Raw genomic sequence first — 19274 nt, 5'->3', positions numbered from 1 at the left:
GAGGGATGAAAGATGGCAGATTTGTTAAAAGATCCGATGGTCTTGCGTCAGATCATCATGGATCACTATGAATACCCGCGCAATCATACACTTACTCAGGAATCAGGCTATGCGCAAAAGCACATGGCCTCGGAATCCTGCATCGATGATATTTATGTACAATCCAAGATCGAAGACGGCATCGTCAAAGATGTGCGCTTTGACGGGGTCGCCTGTACGATCTCGACTGCCAGCACTTCGATCATGAGCGAATTGGTCCAAGGAAAAAGCATTGCAGAAGCAAAAGAGATCATCCGCAATTATTTTGCGATGATCGATCAAAAGGAATACGATGGTGATCTGCTGGAAGAAGCAGTCGCATTTGCCAATGTGGGAAAACAAGCCAACCGGATCAAATGCGCCACGATCGGATGGAAAGCATTGGAAGAATTAATAGAGGAAAGTGAAGGAAACGACGATGAAAAATGAGCTGCATCTGGAAGAACAGTATGCATACGGCTTTCATGATGAAGATGTCAGCGTCTATAAAACAGAAAAAGGTTTGAGCCGCGAAGTCGTTGAAACGATTTCAAAGATCAAGCAGGAACCTGACTGGATGCGTGAAATCCGTTTGAAAGCATATGATTCTTTTATAGAACAAAAAAATCCAAGCTGGGGACCAGACCTTAGCGGGATCCAGTTTGACGAGTATACTTATTACATCAAACCAAGCGAAAAGCAGGGAAAAGACTGGAATGAAGTACCGGAAACGATCAAGAATACATTTGACCGCTTGGGCATCCCGGAAGCAGAAGCCAAATATCTGGCTGGTGTATCGACACAATATGAATCCGAAGTTGTCTATCATAACATGCTGGAAGAAGTCCAGGAAAAAGGAGTCATTTTCCTGGATACGGATTCCGCATTGCGCCAGTATCCCGATCTGGTCAAAAAATATTTTGGAAAGCTCGTGCCGTATACGGATAATAAATACGCTGCATTAAACACAGCAGTATGGAGCGGCGGTTCTTTTATCTATGTGCCAAAAGGCGTTACTTTGGAAAAACCGCTGCAGTCGTATTTTCGTATCAACAGCATGCAGATGGGACAATTTGAACGGACATTGATCATCGTGGATGAAGGAGCGGACGTACATTATGTGGAAGGCTGTACAGCACCGCAGTATTCCAAAGATTCCCTGCATGCCGCGATCGTTGAGATCTATGTACATAAGAATGGCCGCTGCCGTTATTCCACGGTGCAGAACTGGTCAGACAACATCATCAACCTGGTAACCAAACGTGCCAAGGTCATGGCCAATGGTTCGATGGAGTGGGTCGACGGCAATATCGGTTCGCGTCTGAACATGAAATATCCGGCTTGTATCTTGGCAGAAGAAGGAGCCAAAGGAACGATGATCTCCATTGCGGTCGCTTCCAAAAACATGATCCAGGATGCGGGGGCAAAGATGATCCATCTGGCACCGCATACGACCAGCAACATCATCTCCAAATCCGTTGCGCGTAACGGCGGCGAAACCAATTTCCGCGACTATATCTATCATTCGCCAAAAGCGGATGGTGCCAAAAGCAAGATCGAATGCGATACGCTGATCTTAGACAAGCTGTCGCGCAGCGATACGATACCGACCAATTTGTCCAAAAACCAAAGCAGTCAGATCGAACATGAAGCGACTGTTTCCAATGTCAGCGAAGAACAGCTGTTCTATCTGATGTCGCGCGGACTCAGCCGCCAGCAGGCGATGGAAATGATCGTCATGGGCTTCTTGGAGCCGTTTACGCGTGAGCTGCCGATGGAATATGCCGTTGAGCTCAATCAGCTCTTAAAATTAGATATGAGTGATTCCATTGGATAATCAGCAATTGCGCGCTCAAGCGCTTGTTGCCAGAAAGGCATTGAGCGAAGAAGAACGCTGGCGTTTCAGCAAAACGATTTGTGAAAAACTGCAGCCGTATCTGACAGATGCCAAACGGATCGCATTGTATATGGCCATGGAAGAAGAAGTGGACCTGCATTTTCTCTTCCTGCCCTTATTGAAAGAGAAAGAAATCTATCTGCCTGTCTGCAAGCCGAAAGGAGAAATGGATCTGTGCCAGCTGGATCCCAATGGAGACATGATCGAAAATCGCTATGGGATCTTGGAACCGAAAGCAAAACAGATCATCGATCCCATGCAGTTAGATGTGATCATTGTTCCCATGGTCGCTTTTGATGCAAAAGGAAACCGGCTGGGACATGGGATGGGCTACTATGACCGCTATCTCAAAAAAAGCCGTGCATTACGGATTGGTGTGGCATTTGCCTGTCAACAAGCGACAGACATACAGCCGCAGCCGCATGATGTGATGATGGATGTCATCATCACCCAAGAACAGATTTATTCGATCTCTGTCAAATAAGCAGACGATCACGGGGATTCTTCATTTGAAGGATCTCTTTTTGTTTGTGATCGGAAACATGGGTGTAGATCTGTGTCGTCGTGATCGAACTATGTCCCAGGATATGCTGGATATAACGGATATCGACCTCCTCTTCCAATAACATGGAAGCAAACGTATGCCGAAACATATGCGGGGTCATCCATAAGGATCCCTGTTCTTTGCAATAACGATGCAGCAAGATGCGAATAGACTGGTCGGAGATCCGCGTGCCGTTGCGGTTCAAAAAGAAATATGCATCTGTTTCCAGATGCGAGTGTGCGATCGCATGATAAGCGCTTAAGGCATTTCGCACAGTAGAAGAACCAATCGACAGCATCCGTTCTTTTTTTCCTTTCCCATAGATCCGAACGGTGTATTCATTCAGGTCGATATCTTTTAAACGCAGATCGCACAGTTCGGAAATGCGCAAACCGGTGGAAAACAGCAATTCGAAGATGGCAACATTGCGCAAGGCACATTTATTTTGATAAGGCGTCGTGGCACAGGGAATCTGTTCATATAAATAATGAAAAAAGCGCTGCATCTGTGCTAGCGGGATCGTACGCGGCAATAAAAAAGGCTTTTGAAAATGGGTACGGATCTTATCCAATGGATTTTCTTCGATCTGTTCATAAAAAACGAGATACTGGAAGAACGCATGCAGGCTGGCCAGTTTGCGTTGTACGCTTTTGACGGAAAACACAGTATGTAAGTGAATCAGATATTCTTCCAAAATGAAGCGGTCCAATTCACGCGCATCTAAAAATTCATAAAATTGCTGCAAGTCACAGCGGTACGCCTTGATCGTTTTCCAATCCAGACGGCTTCGCTGCTCGCAATCTTTCAAATACATCATCAACATTTTTTCTGTTATCATATATTCCTCCATTTTCCCGCGCCTAAGGTCGCGCGGACACAAATATTTCATCAATATATCTCACACGTCTCATTTTTTCGTGTTACCATATAAGAGAGGTGGTACACTACAGAGCACGTGGAGGTGAGTAGGAATTCTACTCAATTGAATATCCTGTATATATATAAGTTGCCGTCATCATCTCAAGCACAAATAAGTAGGACTTTGAGCCTGGACACTTATGATTGTTCAATCAACTGTTGTCGATTCGCTTTGATGACAGTCAATGCCACCTCTCCTTTTGCATGAAAGGATTTTTTTTATGGTAATGAAAATCGTTCGTTTCAACTGTTGTGGCATGGATGTTCACAAAAACCTGGTTGTCGCTACTATTGGGATCACCGATAGAAAGAGCAACATTACAGAATACTTCCAACGATCCTTCTCCACTTTAAACTCCGACCTATACCGTTTAAAGGATTGGCTGCGATCTCATCACTGTTCTGATGTCTGTATGGAGTCTACCGGTAAATACTGGATCCCGATCTTTAACATTCTTGAAGATGAGACCAATGTCCATTTAACTCACCCCAAGTATGTCAAAGCCATCAAAGGCAAGAAGACAGATAAGAAAGATTCCAAATGGATCTGTGATCTCTTCAAACATGATCTGATCAAGTTTTCGTTTATCCCTCCCAAAGAAATTCGGGAGATGCGTGAGATCGCACGTTACAGATACAAACTGGTCTGCATGCGTTCTTCAGAACGGAATCGTTATCAAAACTGTATGACCGTTTCTAATGTCGGTCTGGCTTCTGTTGTTTCAGATCCTTTTGGCAAGACGGCTTCCAACATTATGAAAGAAGTCATGAAATCCAATGTGATCGATGATGACAAGATCCTAAAGCTCGTTCACAAAAACTGTAAGAACAAAGATAAGATACTGGACTCTCTTCATGGCTATCACATTGAATCGGATCAACGATTCAAGATGGAAAAATCTTTGGATCATATGGAATATTTAGATCAGCTCATTGATTCATGCGAAGTGGAATTGATTAAGCGTGCGTATCCTTTTCGCAGATCTTTTCAGCACATCACACAAATAAAAGGAATCAGTGCTTTATCTGCTATTCTTATCATCTCTGAAATAGGAATTGATATGTCTCAGTTCGAATCCGACAAACAGCTTGTCAGTTGGGCCGGACTTTCTCCTGCCAACAACGAGAGTGCCGGCAAGAAAAAGTCAGTCCGCATCTCAAAAGCTGGACAGTATCTCAAACCTCTGCTTGTCCAATGTGCTTTATCGGCCATCAAAGATAAGACATCTTATTTTGGAAGAAAGTATTCCAATATCAAGAAACGACGAGGTCATAAGAAAGCAATCATTGCGATCGCACGCATGATGATGGTCAGCATCTACCGCATGATCCTTACAGGAGAAGAATTTAATCCATGTGACCATGAATCCTTTATGGATCCAAAACCAAACGCCAATCCTTCACTTACAGTTGAAAAAGCATTGAACTTTTTAAAACAATCTGGCATTGATATTTCTTCTATTCCAGTCAACTTATAAATTTTTTCGATATCTTTTACCTCCTGTTTTTAAGTCGGCCCTTTTTGCGCATTTTTATTCACACTTTTCCTCCTCTCAATGTCGGTGTAGTTCTTTTTTATCATGGAATATAAAAAAAGCAATGTTTTCACAGAAAAAGGAAACATCGCCTTTGTTGATGAGAGAAGGGAATTATGGTATCATTTTGAATGTCTAAAAGATAGGGAGGTGTACGATTTGAAAAAAATAGGTGTCAGTTTGCTTGCTTTTTTCATGATCATTTCGCTTGGCGGCAATTTTTTGTTGGAAGCCAAAGATACAGCAACAGAAAATGGATATGGAGAAGCAAGCGACAGCATTGAAGAAGTTGAAATCGTCACAGAAGATACATATGTTCCAGTAGATCCAGAAGTTTCTCAGCTGATGGAAAATGTAGCGATGGGTTCATCCATGGCTTCTCAACCGATGCTGATGTCAAGCGGGGAACCTTACTGGCAGGAAGATAATGGAATCAAATCATTTTACGATGGGTATGGAAACTTAGTTTACAGCAAAGGTTCAAAAAAAGTCATCGATGTATCGGAACATAACGGAAAGATCAATTGGGAGAAAGTCAAAGCCAGCGGGGTGGATGGCGTCATTATTCGTCTTGGTTGGGGATATTTAGGAAAAGATAACTATTTTGATTATAATATCTCTGAATGTAACCGATTGGGTATTCCTTATGGATTATATTTATACAGTTATGCATATGATGCCAACTTTGCTTATTCAGAAGCGAACGGAGCTGCAGAGATGTTAGAAGGGGTCGACCTCAATCTATCTTATCCATTCTACTATGACATCGAAAAATTTGATGCATGGGATGATGATGGAACGACACGCAGACCGCCTACCACGATCAAAGCATACGAAAGCATCATCTCCACTTTCATCACGACACTAGCAAAAAAGGACAGCCGTTTGAGCAGGAAAATTCATGTATATAGTTACCGCAGTTATTTGACCGGAGTATTAAATAGCCCTAACATTATCTATCCTTATGTGTCATGGGCAGCAGAATACGGACCAGATTTGAAATTCACCAACAACAATTACAGCGGTCCACAAGGCTGGCAGTATTCTTCCAGTGGTTCTGTTTCCGGTATATCAGGCAGAGTGGACATGAACTGTTTCTCAGATCAATTCTATAATAAAGCGTTGACGGATACTCTTCCAAGCAGTATCCAGGAGAAACTAAATGCACAGAAATTGACATTCTCCAATGGCTATGTCAGCGGATTTGCTTTAGGTAGTGACATCTCTACTTTGTCTGCAGCATTATCCAGCGTTGGCGCAGTTACCATTACCAATGCATCCGGCAATGTCATTACCAGTGGAAAAGTTGCCACCGGTCAAACCATTACCGTTACCATACAAGATCAGACGACAGGCACCAGCAGTTATGCAATGCAAGTCGTCATACGTGGTGATCTGAATGGCGATGGAAATATTGGTGCAACTGATTTATATAAACTGAAAATGCATATTATAAATAAAGGAAAATTAAGCGGTGCAAACTTAGAAGCAGCAAAATTAGCAAATAATTCTGCAGGAGCAACTTCTTTATTAAAAATAAAAAATGATATTATCGGAAAAGAAAAAATCAAGCAATAAGGGGGAATTCGTATGAAAAAAATCACAAAATCTATTCTTTGCTTCTGTATGTCTTTATTATTTGTAATGCCAATATCTGTACGTGCAAATGCATCTATCAGTATGCCAGGTACTGCTTATGTTGGAGATACGGTTACCGTTTCTATTTCCGTTCCAAGCAATTCAAAGTCATGGGCATATTCAGTTAGTGGAGCTGTTTCGGCAGAACCTATGGGATTTGAGGGTGAATCAACGACAAATACTTATAGCTTTAAAGCATCGAGTGCAGGCACTTATACAGTATCTGTGTATGGGCAATATTCAGATGGATCGACTGACTATACAATTAATACAAGTGCTTCTGTCAATGTTATAAAAAAACCTACTACAAGTTCTTCTCATAGTTCATCCAGCGGCAGTTCTTCTAGCGGCTCATCTAGCAGTTCATCCAGTAGTTCTTCGCAGAGTTCTAGTTCATCCAAGCCGGCGCAAGAGCCTGCAGATGATTCGCGTTCTAAAAATTATGATTTGAGTTCACTAACTGTAGATAAAGGAACATTATCTCCAAAATTTGATCCAGATACGACTACTTATAAAGTGAGTTTGCCAAATGATGCAACAGAAATTACTGTATCTGCCAAAGCAGAGGATTCAAAAGCAACTGTTTCTGGTACAGGAAAGAAAGAATTAAAAGCGGGAGATAATAAGATTGAAGTTACCTGTACTTCTGAATATGGCACCAAACAGGTTTATACGATCAATGTATATGTGGATGAAGAGCCATTGGTCTATTTTGATTTAGATGGTGCGAAACTAGGTGTCGTTCGAAATACAACAGATGTGAAAGCACCGGAAGGATTTAAAGAGAGCAAAGTGAAAACAGATGATGGTGAGATCACTGCTTGGACCAATGAAAAGATGAACCAAACCATCGTGTACCTGATTGATGAAAATGATGAAAAGGGATTCTATCTGTTGGAAGATGGAAAAGTGACTTCTTCATTTAAACCAATCAGCGTAGCAGGACGTACATTGTATCAGATCGATATTCCCAAAGCAAAACAGTCATTGACAGAGATGACATTTACAACGGTAAAAATCAAAGATCTTGAATTGCCAGGATGGACGTTTAACAATAAAGATCTCAACAATTTCTTAGTGATCTATGTCATGAATGAAAAGGGAGAACGCTGTTATTACCAATATGACAGCACGGAAGAAACTTTACAGTTGTTTAATGGTTTAACGATTGATAATGAAGCTTATCAAAGCGTAAAACAAATGGAAATGGTTGGCTTTGCAATCGCCGGCGTGGCTGTTGTTGCTTTGATCGGACTTGGTGTCTGGATGTTGATCAAACAGAAAAAAGCAAAAACGATAGAATAGTTTGAAAAGGTGCTCATTTGAGCATCTTTTTTAATAAAAGCAAGAAAATACTTGCAAAAAAGGAAATAGTTTGCTATTATATACGAGCACTGATGTGAAGACATCAGAGATATGCGCCCATAGCTCAACTGGATAGAGCGTTTGACTACGGATCAAAAGGTTGTGGGTTCGATTCCTGCTGGGCGCGCCATTTTTTTGTAAGAGAACGGGATGTAGCACAGCTTGGTAGTGCACTTGATTTGGGATCAAGGGGTCGCAGGTTCAAATCCTGTCATCCCGACCATGAAAAAAATGGCTGGATAGCTTAGTTGGCTAGAGCATCCGGTTCATACCCGGAAGGTCGTGAGTTCGAGTCTCACTCCAGCCACCAAATGAGATAAGAAAAGGACCCTTAGCTCAGTTGGTCAGAGCATCCGGCTCATAACCGGTGGGTCGTAGGTTCGAGTCCTACAGGGTCCACCAAAAAAAAGAGATGGAGGAATACCCAAGTGGTTGAAGGGTCCGGTCTTGAAAACCGGTAGGTCGTGAAAGCGGCGCCTGGGTTCGAATCCCAGTTCCTCCGCCAGTAAGGAAAAAGACATCGCGGGATGGAGCAGTCTGGTAGCTCGTCGGGCTCATAACCCGAAGGTCGTTGGTTCAAATCCTTCTCCCGCAACCAAGATGGTCTCGTAGCTCAGTCGGTAGAGCAAAGGACTGAAAATCCTTGTGTCGTTGGTTCGATTCCGACCGAGACCACCATGAAGAAAAGAAAGTGATGAATAGATGCTATTCATCATTTTTTATGTTTAGAAAATGGAGGGGGAAACTGAAAATTATATGAATTTTGCAAATAAATTGCACCCTGAAGAATAAGAAAAGTGTTATAATTTTCTTTAAAAAAGACAAGGAGAGAGAACATGAAAAAGAAAGTATTTCGTATGCTTTTGACACTGGCAATGATTTTTAGTATGATGCCTGCTGCTGTTCATGCAGCAGATCAAACCGGAATTCAATACATAGATGAAAATGGTGAACTACAATCGTATGTAGGAGAATATACTACGGTTACAGAAGATACCTCTAGCATGAGTGATGGCTGGTATCTGGTAACAGGTGATGTCACCATAGAAGATCAAATTACAGTTACTGGTGATGTGGTGCTGGTGCTAGGAAATGGTGCAACACTGGATGCAAAACAGGGGATTATAGTTAATAAAGAGCATCAGGTAACTATTACAGCACAGTCTGTTGATGATTTAATGGGCCATTTAATTGCAAATGGCGGAGACAAAAATGCTGGTATCGGAGGTGGCGATGGCGGCAATATTGTAATTAACGGTGGCAATATCAGTGCAATCGGAGGGACTAACGGCGGTGCCGGCATTGGCGGTTGGAATGGTGATGCTTGGACAGAGTCAATTGTCAACAGCATTACAATCAATGGTGGCAAAATTACTGCAACAGGTATAAAAAATACAGCAGGAATCGGTAGTGGTAACCATGGGGATGTTAATAGTATTACGATTAATGGCGGAATAATATCAGCAGTCAGCAATACTGAAGGCGGCGCTGGTATTGGTAGTACTGCTTATGGGAATGTTGGTAGCATCCTTATCACTGGAGGATCCGTAACTGCAGAAGGAGGAGAAAAGGGTGCTGGTATTGGCAGCGGATATGTAAGTGATTGCAGCAATATTGTCATCACTGGCGGTACGATTACTGCTAATGGAGGAAAAGACGGTGCTGCAGGAATCGGTGGCGGTTATTGGTATGGCGGTGTTGGAGACATCGAAATTTCAGGAGGTATTGTCTTTGCAACTGGCGGCAGCGGGGGCGCCGGAATCGGTGGCGGTGGATATAAAGGAACTTCAGGTAATATTACACTGAAGGGCGGTATCATAACTGCAACAGGCGGATCGGGTGCCGATGACATTGGCAATGGTTCAGACTATAAAAGCTCTGCAAGTTTTTATACCGAACCAGGAAGCGATGTAGTGATTTATGCTAACAGCATAGTAGGTAGTGAAAATACTGATGATTGGAGCTGCATCTGGTTCAAAGGCACAAATGGTACAGCGTATGGTGAGATACAGATTGACAGCAGTGTGACCATTCAGTCTAATGAAACCCTCGAAATTCCAAATGGTTCGATTCTTACCGTCGCAGATCAGGGTAGTCTTGAAAATAAAGGAACTATTAATAACTTAGGAAAAATTCAAATTGAGCCAAATGGCAGCTATACCGGCAATGCACCTTTAGGGAATCCTGTTGAGTATGTGACAACTTATTTTGATCCAAAAACAAATGAAACAAAGTCTGTTGCAGCAAAAGAATTTGCTGCAGAGACATCATTAACTGATGGTTGGTATCTTGTCAGCGGTACGAATGATGTTTCACAAAAAATTACTGTTTCGGGCAGTGTTCATCTGATCCTGGCAGATGATGCTGTTTGTAATGTAAGTGGAATCGATATCAATCAGGGCGGCAGTCTTGCTGTGTATTCACAATCTGATGATATAAATACGATGGGCATATTGAATGTTACACGCAGTGTTTCATCAGATGGAGCTATTAATTATTCATCAAATGAAGAAGCAGCAAGTAGTAGAGAAATTCTTACTATTAATGGTGGAAAGATTAATATAAAGAATTCTGCATCAGATGGAAGAGGTATTTGCACCAATACTGGAACTGTTTCCATAAATGGTGGCAGAATCGATATCAGCAGTGGTTATGATGGAATATACTATGATCCCAACAAACCTTTTAATAACCCACAAACAGTTATATCAGGAGGAATTGTTACTATTGAAAATAAGTCGGGAACAAGCCTCTATAACCTATCAACCAGTAAAGAAGGACATGCAGTAATTTATGCAGATTCTATAGGAAAGACTGACAATAAAAATAGTTGGAACTGCATCTTGTTCAAACCGTCTGAACATACGGGTAGTGTCTGTGGGAATGTTACGTTGATGGATGATTTGGCGATTGATGAAACTGTTGCCTTCAACGTGCCTGCTACGAGCTCTCTCATCATACCGGAAGGTGTATCTTTCTCCAATAATGGAAGTATTGCGAATGATGGGACCATAAATGTAAATATTGGCGGTACATACACTGGTGAGCAGCCTGCGAATCATAAAGTTAATTATCAAATCGGCTGGGATACGAATGAAGACAACAAGGCAGAGTATGTGAGCTATTACACATTTGGGGATATGCCGAATTATGATAAGACAATGCCATCCAAGGAAGGCACAGATCATTCTTCCTATGCGTTTATCGGCTGGTTACCAGAAGTAACCACTGTAACCGAATCGAAGCTTTATACTGCACAGTTTGAAGAAATTCCCAATACATATACAGTTACGTTGCCAACAAATCCTTTGGGATACCAGATTGGTACAGAGGACAGCACAACGGTGGAATATGGCAAAACATTTCAATTTACTGTCAATATTGAGAATGGATATAAAAAAGCAGATCATTTTGCAGTAAAGGCGAATGGCAATGTTTTAACACCAGATGAAGAAGGTGTTTATACAGTAACTGTCAATGGTGAAACAGAAATCAATGTTGAGGGTGTTGTTGACGGTATTGCACCAACCTTTACCGGAATCACGCCGGATGCCACATACTATACAACACAGAAAGTAACCGTAAATGATACGAATTTAGACAGTGTAACAGTAAATGGAAAAAAAGTGGAAGGCACAAGCTTTACTCTAGCAGGAAATACGGATATGACGTATACAATCGCTGCAAAAGACAAAGCAGGAAATAGTGCTAGCATTACGGTATATATGAAGAACATCTCTTCTTTGACTCCATCAGATGCAATCACGACAGCGGATAAACAACAGTTGGAAGAGAAGAAAGATTCACTTACAGAACTGTTGAACAATGAAAATTTAACTAATCAGGAAAAAGAACAGTTACAAGCAGTGCTAGATAAAGTGAATGCAGCACTAGAATCAATAGAAAAGATTACGTCCATGCAGGAAGCAATCGATAAATTACCTGTAAGTCTGGAACCGGATGATCTTGCAGCGATCGAACAAATCGAAACTATAGCAGAACAGTATGATCAGCTGAGCGGCAATGAAAAACAGCAGTTAAGCACATCCATAGATAAACTGAACCAGCTGTTGGCAGACAGCAAGAATTATCAAATACTGGCAGGAAAGGACAGTGTTTGGTACAAAGGCAGCAATCAGGATTTAACGATTACGGCAAACGGAGCACCAGAGCGGTTGGATTCTTTGTTGTTAGACGGCAAGACACTGGCAAAAGAAGCATATACAGTGCAAAAGGGAAGTACGATCGTTACTTTAAAAGCTAGTTATTTAGATAAATTAGCAGCAGGAGAACATACATTGACCTTTGTATATGTGAATGGAGAAACAAAGGTAAACTTTACGATCGTTGCCCCAGCACAACAAGAAAATGAGAATCCAACAGAGAATTCGCAAACAAGTGCAGCAAATACGATTTTGCCATGGGCAGTATTTGCAGTCGTTTGTGCAGGAGCAGTGATTGCATTGATCGTCTATCGCAAAAAGAACTCGCATTAGATAATTGTAAAAAAGATCCGATATAAGATATTTAAATTTTGAATTTATATGTAGTTATGACTGTTTCTTTATGTATTTAAAAAGAAACAGTCATTTTTATATTAAGCATTTATTGCTAAAAATAGATATTTAAAAATGAAAGGAGATTTTTCTGTAGCAAATGACAGATGATACACTGGTAGATTTGAACTTGCTTTATTGGAAATACGGATAAAGAAAAATTGCTGGTATGTCCTGTCCAGCAGGTACCAGCGAATGTGATGATAAGAAAGAAAATGTGGAAAAAGCAGAATCTGTTCTTTTTTGTGCAGGTTATCGCATAGTTGAATGAGACTAGTTTCTCTTTTTTATAGAAGAAATGCTATGGTATAATAAAAACAAAGAATTGAGGGATCATTGTGGCGATTAGTTTAGAATTATATCAGTTACGCAGTTTTTTGTTTTTTTGTGTTTGTGAACATTTGTTGCAAAAAGGCGGCTTTGCGTCAGCAAAAGTAAAGGAAGAAGATGGACTGCGTACGTATCGGGAATATGGCAGAGAGGTAAAAGGAAGAGCACAATGGCATGATGTGGATGGTGTCTATGTGTTTCATGCTGCCACGCCGTTTATGCAGCCGCTTCGTTTATGTGTAGAAGCACGTTTTTATGATCGAAAGATCGGAAAGGCGCATATCCGTGAATTTATGGGGAAAATGCAGGATATCTCGCAAGTGTATCTGCGAGAGAGTGACGGCTGTCTCTCTTCAAGAAAACAATATCATGACCAAGGTGTATTCTTTTCGATGAATGGCTTTACGCAGGAGGCGGAAGATCTGGCAGCGGCACATGGCATCCAAACGATTTCTTATGGTGTCCAGCCGTTGATGGAACCGATTTATCGGGCCATTGTGGATAGTGCAAGATGGATCCAGGATAAGATCACCTTTGATGATCCGGATGAAGTTGCTTGTTTTTACCAACAGCTTCGCAATGTGATCGTTGCAGATGCAGAAAGCGATGCACATGCTTTACAGGAACAGTATGGCGATGAATGGATGATGTTGGTGGATGAAATTACCAATGAGCTGCAGATGATCCAATCTTCTTTGTTCATTACGAATAATCATGGTGTATACTTACATGCCCTCAGCAGAGATGCATTCCCGATTGATTCTTTCATGCATACGGATGAAGGTATCTGTCAAATACATTTGGAAAAGAAAAATAGAAGAAAATATCATTACTTTACGGTCAATGACAGCAGCAAGCGTTTTTATTTTACACGTCCTTCTTTTTTAGAAGATGCGCAGCTGTTGGGTGTTCGGCCGACGATGCAGCAATCATTATTTGATTTCAATGAGGAACAAAAAGAAAGTGTCTTACAGCTTTGTGTACAGGATCAAGGCATCATGCGCTATCTTCGTTTAGGAGTAGAAGCAAGGCTTTGGGTAGATTAAATCGATCGTTTTTGTTACATAATCTATAAATTTTCTGTGAAAATAGCTGCACTTGTTAACAAATACGGATTTTTATGCTATCCTTTAAAAGTATGTAAAAAATTCAGAGGTGAAAAGTGTGAATAAAACTGTAAAAAAAAAGCCGACTTAAAAATAAGTAGTAAAAATATCGAAAAAATTTATAAGTTGATTTGAATAGAAGATATATCAATGCCGGATTGTTTCAAAAAGTTTAATGCTTCTTCAACTGTTAGTGATTGTTTGGTATCGGATCGTGGATTCATGAAGGATTCATAATCCGTTGGTTGAAATACTTCGCCTGTTAGGATCATGTGATAGATACTGACCAACATCATGCGTGCGATCGCAATGATGGCTTTCTTGTGACCACGTCGTTTCTTGATATTGGAATACTTTCTTCCAAAATAAGATGTCTTATCTTTGATGGTCGATAAAGCACATTGGACAAGCAGTGGTTTGAGATATTGTCCAGCTTTGGAGATACGAACTGACTTTTTCTTGCCGGCACTTTCGTTGTTGGCAGGAGAAAGTCCAGCCCAACTGACAAGTTGTTTGTCGGATTCAAACTGAGACATATCGATTCCTATTTCAGAGATGATCAGAATGGCCGATAAGGAACTGATTCCTTTTATTTGTATGATATGCTGGAAAGATTCGCGTAAAGGATAAGCCCGCTTGACCAATTCTGCTTCACATGAATTGATGAGTTGATCCAAGTACTCCATATGATTCAATGATTTTTCCATCTTGAATCGTTGATCCGCTTCGATGTGATAGCCGTGAAGGGAGTCTAGTATCTTATCTTTGTTCTTACAATTTTTGTGAATGAGTTTTAAGATCTTGTCATCATCAATCACGTTTGGCTTCATGACTTCTTTCATGATATTGGAAGCTGTCTTGCCAAAAGGATCGGAGACAACAGAAGCTAATCCGATATTGGAAACGGTCATACAGTTCTGATAACGATTCCGTTCTGAAGAACGCATGCAGACCAGCTTGTATCGGTAACGGGCGATCTCACGCAGTTCTCGGATTTCTTTTGGAGGGATAAACGAGAATTTGATCAGATCATGTTTGAAGAGATCACAGATCCATTTGGAATCTTTCTTATCAGTTTTTTTGCCTTTGATGGCTTTGACATACTTGGGATGAGTTAAATGGACATTGATCTCACCTTCAAGAATGTTGAAGATAGGGATCCAGTATTTACCGGTAGATTCCATGCAGACATCACAACAGTGATAAGAATTCAGCCAATCCTTTAAACGATATAGGTCCGAGTTTAAAGTGGAAAAAGATTGTTGGAAATATTCTGTGATGTTCGACTGTCTATCGGTGATACCAATAGTAGCGACGACCAGATCTTTGTGAACATCCATGCCACAGCAGTTGAAACGAACGATTTTCATTGCCATATAAAAAAGCTCCTTTCATACAAAAGGAGAGGTGGCATTGACTGTCATCAAAGCGAATCGACAACAGTTGATTGAACAATCATAAGTGTCCAGGCTCAAAGTCCTACTTATTTGTGCTTGATATGATGACGGCAACTTATAAAAATACAGGATATTCAATTGAGTAGAATTCCTACTCACCTCCACGTGCTCTGTAGTATACCACCTCTCTTATAGGGTAACACGAAAATAAAGCATGTGGGATTTATTGATGAAATATTTGTGTCCGCGCGACTTTAGGCGCGGGGAAATGGAGGAAAAGATGAAAAAACTTTGGAAGAAACCTGCTTGGTATTTGTTCTTATTGTTATTGATCGTTTCTATTGCTGCAGTAGTACAGGTATTGATGTTAGGTGTCCTGCCAACGCTATATTTAGTGATTGGAATTGTCGCTTTATTGTTGATCGTCTTATTGCTTTATTTTATGTTATTGAGCAAACGTGTCAATAAAGTCAATCGTGTATTAGGATCGATTCTTACTGTGATCGTCTGTGTTGCATTGATCATCGGAAATATGTATTTGTTCAAAACAAATTCCTTATTTGATGCAATCACACATGACGGTCAGCAGAAACATGAGATTTCGGTTGTCGTTAAAGCAGATTCTGGCATTGATTCCATCAAAGATCTGCATGCTACGATTGGTACTTCTACTTCTATGGATGATGATGTCGTTAATGATTTTAAAGATGATGTGAAGACAAAAGAGAATGTCACGGTACAGACAGAAGATGATGGCGCTTTGTTAGAGATGGTAGATGCATTGTATAAAGATGACAGCAAAGCAATCTTATTAGATGAATCTTATCGTTCGATCGTTACAGATCAAAGCGATTATGCCAATTTCAGTGATGAAACCAAGGTTATTTATACTTATGTATATTATACAGAGATGAGTGCAGATACTTCTGCAGTCGATGTGACAAAACAGCCGTTTACGGTACTGGTAACAGGCATCGATACATATGGCAGCATTAGTACGGTATCCCGCAGCGATGTCAATATGTTGGTTACAGTGAATCCAACGACCAAATGTATTCAGTTAGTCAGCATCCCGCGTGATTATTATGTGGAAACAGACTGTGATCCAAGTTTAGGCTGCGGTATCGGTCAAATGGATAAACTGACGCATACTGGTCTGCATGGCGCTGATACGACACGTGCAACGTTAGAAAAACTGTTTGGTATTGATATCAACTATACTTTGCGTGTCAATTTCTCCAGTGTACAAAACATTGTTGATGCCTTAGGCGGTATCACAGTGGACAACACAGATGGTTATGCTTTCAGTATCGGTGGATACAGCTTTACGCAAAGCGTGATGGAACTGAATGGCGATCAGGCATTGATGTTCTCCAGAGAGCGTCATTCTTTCGTAGAAGGTGACCGTGAGCGTGGACGCAACCAGATGCGTGTCATTCAAGGAATGATCGATAAAGCAACTTCTCCAGCTATCTTAACTGGATATATGAGCTTCTTGGATGCTGTCGGGGACTCTTTTGAAACAGATATGAGTTCTTCTGATATTCGTGCATTAGTCAATATGCAGTTGTCCCAAGGCGGCAGCTGGACGATGGGTACTGTCAGTGTGAATGGTACAGGAGGCACAGATTACTGTTATGAGCTTGGCAACTATGCTTATGTCATGTATCCGGACATGGATACAGTGGATGCTGCTGTACAGGCAATAAAAACAGTAGAAAATGGCGGACAGCCAACGAATCAATAACAGAATGAAAAGCAACAAGCAATGACTGCAAAACTTGTTGCTTTTTTGCATTTTGTAAGGGAATTTGCATTTTACAGCAAATATAGTAAAATAGAATGGGGAAATACCAACACCCTCACAATATTGTAAAAGAGGGCAGTGAAAGATTATACAGTTTCTTTACATGTAATATTTGGTTACCCTTTGACTATTTTGATAGAGATGTTTAAAATAGTCTTGTTATTATTAGGGATAAGGATGATAGAAAGATGATTAGTAAGTTTTTAAAGAATCCAATTTATAAGAAGTATCGATCTGTGATCATCTGTCTGGTGGACATGGCAGTAGTGGCAGTATCTTATTTCTTTGCTTTTTATATCGCCAGCTTAAATTTTCGCTTTAAAGAAATTCAAGATGTAAAAAGCGGTTCGATCGCGGAAGGCTTTTTATTGACGATGGGAGTATATTTAGTAAGTTTCTTATTATTCCGTATTTATAAGAGCTTATGGAAATATACAGGACCTTCCGAAGTTCTTCGAATCGTTATGGCAGTGATCGTTGCGGTTATATGTTCCTTGCTGTTAATGCCTTGGATGCCGATTCGCGGCATGGAAATGCGTACTGTAGTCGTTACCGGTGTGTTCGTAATTTTATTGATGTGCAATGTGCGATTGGGTTATCGTTTATTGCGACGTCATGAATCAGAAGGAAAGAAGACAACCAATGCGGTAATCATTGGTGCAGGAGATGCTGGTTATATTTTATGTAAAGAGATCATTCAAAATCATACGTTTGATGCCAATGTCATTGGATTTATCGATGATGCCAGAGCCGGCAAGATCGTTTATGGCAAAAAAGTCTTGGCAGATACGCAACATATGCAGGATGTTGTAGAAAAATATCAGATTACCTTAGCATTTATTGCGATACCAAGTGCATCGAAAAAAGATATTCGCCGGATTTATGATATTTGCAAGAATTTGCATTTAGAAACAAAGATCATGAAACAAGGCGATGAAATCTTAGAGAACCCAGATGCTCCGAAACACTATCCAGTAGAAGATATCAGCATCGAGGACCTGCTGGGACGAGGAGAAATTCATTTGGATCAACAAGAGATCCGTTCCTATATCTCTGGAAAAGTGGTTGCAGTAACGGGTGCCGGAGGATCAATTGGTTCGGAATTGTGCCGTCAGATCGTGAAATTCAAGCCAAAAGAACTGGTCATGATCGATATCAATGAAAACAGCTTATATATGCTGGAACAAGAATTTAATCGGGATCGTGTACATGGCAGAATGGATAAAAGTATCATCATTGATTCTTTTATTGCATCTATTCGTGACCGGGTTGCCATTGATTCGATTTTCAAGGAAAAACAGCCGGAGGTAGTGTATCATGCAGCGGCACACAAACATGTACCGCTTATGGAAACAAGACCGATGGAAGCAGTGAAGAATAATGTATTTGGAACAAACAATGTCATTCAATGCTGTATCAAGAATAAAGTATCCCGCTTCATCATGATTTCAACAGATAAAGCAGTCAATCCAACCAATGTCATGGGTGCCACAAAACGTATGACGGAAATGATCTTGCAGGCAAACGGGAATAATGGAGTTACCAAAATGGCAGCGGTTCGTTTTGGCAATGTATTAGGTTCCAATGGTTCTGTCATTCCTATCTTTAAGAATCAGATCAAAGAAGGTGGTCCTGTGACCATCACAGATAAAAATATCATTCGTTATTTTATGACGATACCGGAAGCTGCGCAGTTAGTACTGCAGGCTGGTTATTATGCAGACAAAGGAGAAATCTTTGTACTGGATATGGGGGAACCTGTCAAGATCTTGGATCTTGCGGAAAAGATGATCCGCTTATCCGGTTTAGAACCGTATAAAGATATTGATATCGTAGAAATCGGGCTTCGTCCTGGTGAAAAGATGTTTGAAGAATTGCGCCTGGATGGAGAAGATACATCGAAAACGAAGAACGATCTGATCTTTGTAAACCATGTCATGGGCATTACAAAAGAAGAAATTGAAGAGAAATTAACAGTGTTATCAAAACTCTTATCTGAAAACGCTTCCCGTGAAATTTTCAGAAATACAATGTTAAAAATTATTAAAGATAAGGAAATAGCATAAACATTCATTACATTTTGTGCTATAATGTCACGTGGTAAAAACGGTTACACCGCTTTTATAAATAAAGGATAATTCCGGATTATCCATGAAAAAGAAT

Annotated in this window: 12 protein-coding genes and 7 tRNA genes; 17 read left to right on the top strand and 2 right to left on the bottom strand. The window is 40.6% G+C overall.

Annotation, left to right across the window (positions count from 1 at the left end; translation table 11 throughout):
• Window positions 1–12: 12 nt before the first annotated feature.
• Genes sufU through BQ9859_RS11030 form a run of 3 tightly spaced genes read left to right on the top strand, consistent with a single transcriptional unit; the run spans window position 13 to window position 2399 of the window.
• Complete coding sequence (gene sufU, locus BQ9859_RS11040; protein ID WP_075878212.1) at window positions 13–468, top strand: Fe-S cluster assembly sulfur transfer protein SufU; 456 nt, start codon at window positions 13–15, stop codon at window positions 466–468.
• The gene (gene sufB, locus BQ9859_RS11035) at window positions 458–1855 is read left to right on the top strand and encodes a Fe-S cluster assembly protein SufB (protein WP_075878211.1); all 1398 of its coding nucleotides are present in this window, start codon (window positions 458–460) and stop codon (window positions 1853–1855) included. The genes sufU and sufB overlap by 11 nt, the downstream gene beginning before the upstream one ends.
• A complete protein-coding gene (locus BQ9859_RS11030) occupies window positions 1848–2399 on the top strand; it encodes a 5-formyltetrahydrofolate cyclo-ligase (RefSeq protein ID WP_235846438.1) in 552 nt (183 codons plus the stop codon). The genes sufB and BQ9859_RS11030 overlap by 8 nt, the downstream gene beginning before the upstream one ends.
• Here BQ9859_RS11030 and BQ9859_RS11025 read toward each other — a convergent pair.
• Window positions 2392–3348: a tyrosine-type recombinase/integrase gene (locus tag BQ9859_RS11025; RefSeq protein ID WP_235846437.1), complete on the bottom strand. Its 957-nt coding sequence runs from the start codon at window positions 3346–3348 to the stop codon at window positions 2392–2394. The two genes, BQ9859_RS11030 and BQ9859_RS11025, sit on opposite strands and share 8 nt — an antisense overlap.
• Before the next feature lie 250 nt (window positions 3349–3598).
• Between BQ9859_RS11025 and BQ9859_RS11020 the strand changes: the two genes are divergently transcribed.
• The 12 genes from BQ9859_RS11020 (at window position 3599) to BQ9859_RS10965 (ending at window position 13847) form a co-directional block, all read left to right on the top strand.
• Window positions 3599–4855, top strand: coding sequence for an IS110 family RNA-guided transposase (locus BQ9859_RS11020; protein WP_075878208.1), 1257 nt, complete (start codon window positions 3599–3601; stop codon window positions 4853–4855).
• A gap of 216 nt (window positions 4856–5071) precedes the next feature.
• Complete coding sequence (locus tag BQ9859_RS11015; protein ID WP_161941299.1) at window positions 5072–6490, top strand: GH25 family lysozyme; 1419 nt, start codon at window positions 5072–5074, stop codon at window positions 6488–6490.
• 12 nt (window positions 6491–6502) lie between these two features.
• Window positions 6503–7855 carry a cadherin-like beta sandwich domain-containing protein gene (locus tag BQ9859_RS11010; RefSeq protein ID WP_075878206.1) on the top strand — a complete coding sequence of 451 codons (1353 nt, stop codon included), beginning with the start codon at window positions 6503–6505 and terminating at the stop codon, window positions 7853–7855.
• A 113-nt stretch (window positions 7856–7968) separates the two neighbouring features.
• A tRNA-Arg gene (locus BQ9859_RS11005) sits at window positions 7969–8045 on the top strand.
• 16 nt (window positions 8046–8061) lie between these two features.
• Window positions 8062–8138, top strand: a tRNA-Pro gene (locus BQ9859_RS11000).
• Window positions 8139–8148: 10 nt separating this feature from the next.
• Window positions 8149–8225 (top strand) — tRNA-Met (locus BQ9859_RS10995).
• 15 nt (window positions 8226–8240) lie between these two features.
• Window positions 8241–8317 (top strand) — tRNA-Ile (locus tag BQ9859_RS10990).
• A 12-nt stretch (window positions 8318–8329) separates the two neighbouring features.
• Window positions 8330–8420, top strand: a tRNA-Ser gene (locus BQ9859_RS10985).
• 16 nt (window positions 8421–8436) lie between these two features.
• Window positions 8437–8513: transfer RNA gene (locus BQ9859_RS10980), tRNA-Met, on the top strand.
• 4 nt (window positions 8514–8517) lie between these two features.
• Window positions 8518–8593 (top strand) — tRNA-Phe (locus tag BQ9859_RS10975).
• A 158-nt stretch (window positions 8594–8751) separates the two neighbouring features.
• The gene (locus BQ9859_RS10970; protein WP_075878205.1) at window positions 8752–12411 is read left to right on the top strand and encodes a X2-like carbohydrate binding domain-containing protein; all 3660 of its coding nucleotides are present in this window, start codon (window positions 8752–8754) and stop codon (window positions 12409–12411) included.
• Between the two features lie 398 nt (window positions 12412–12809).
• Window positions 12810–13847: a restriction endonuclease gene (locus tag BQ9859_RS10965; protein WP_075878204.1), complete on the top strand. Its 1038-nt coding sequence runs from the start codon at window positions 12810–12812 to the stop codon at window positions 13845–13847.
• 179 nt (window positions 13848–14026) lie between these two features.
• On the opposite strand, the gene BQ9859_RS10960 is transcribed toward BQ9859_RS10965, so the two are convergent.
• Entirely contained in the window at window positions 14027–15283 is a 1257-nt protein-coding gene (locus BQ9859_RS10960) for an IS110 family RNA-guided transposase (RefSeq protein WP_075878203.1), read from the bottom strand.
• 235 nt (window positions 15284–15518) lie between these two features.
• Here BQ9859_RS10960 and BQ9859_RS10955 point away from each other — a divergent pair, with 235 nt between their 5' ends.
• Both BQ9859_RS10955 and BQ9859_RS10950 read left to right on the top strand, forming a co-directional pair.
• Window positions 15519–17051, top strand: coding sequence for an LCP family protein (locus BQ9859_RS10955; RefSeq protein ID WP_083662879.1), 1533 nt, complete (start codon window positions 15519–15521; stop codon window positions 17049–17051).
• 248 nt (window positions 17052–17299) lie between these two features.
• Window positions 17300–19177, top strand: a complete 1878-nt coding sequence (locus tag BQ9859_RS10950) for a polysaccharide biosynthesis protein (RefSeq protein ID WP_075878202.1) — start codon at window positions 17300–17302, stop codon at window positions 19175–19177.
• Window positions 19178–19274: the final 97 nt, after the last annotated feature.

This window comes from Merdibacter massiliensis, assembly GCF_900155395.1.
Lineage (GTDB): Bacteria > Bacillota_I > Bacilli_A > Erysipelotrichales > Erysipelotrichaceae > Merdibacter > Merdibacter massiliensis.
This window is presented reverse-complemented; position numbering and strand designations above follow the sequence as displayed.

Coding starts and splice junctions, on each gene's coding strand:
- BQ9859_RS10960 (WP_075878203.1), bottom strand. CDS start 15,283: ATGGCAATGAAAATCGTTCGTTTCAACTGCTGTGGCATGGATGTTCAC.
- BQ9859_RS10970 (WP_075878205.1), top strand. CDS start 8,752: ATGAAAAAGAAAGTATTTCGTATGCTTTTGACACTGGCAATGATTTTT.
- BQ9859_RS11010 (WP_075878206.1), top strand. CDS start 6,503: ATGAAAAAAATCACAAAATCTATTCTTTGCTTCTGTATGTCTTTATTA.
- BQ9859_RS10950 (WP_075878202.1), top strand. CDS start 17,300: ATGATTAGTAAGTTTTTAAAGAATCCAATTTATAAGAAGTATCGATCT.
- sufU (WP_075878212.1), top strand. CDS start 13: ATGGCAGATTTGTTAAAAGATCCGATGGTCTTGCGTCAGATCATCATG.
- BQ9859_RS11025 (WP_235846437.1), bottom strand. CDS start 3,348: ATGAAATATTTGTGTCCGCGCGACCTTAGGCGCGGGAAAATGGAGGAA.
- BQ9859_RS11020 (WP_075878208.1), top strand. CDS start 3,599: ATGGTAATGAAAATCGTTCGTTTCAACTGTTGTGGCATGGATGTTCAC.
- sufB (WP_075878211.1), top strand. CDS start 458: ATGAAAAATGAGCTGCATCTGGAAGAACAGTATGCATACGGCTTTCAT.
- BQ9859_RS10955 (WP_083662879.1), top strand. CDS start 15,519: ATGTGGGATTTATTGATGAAATATTTGTGTCCGCGCGACTTTAGGCGC.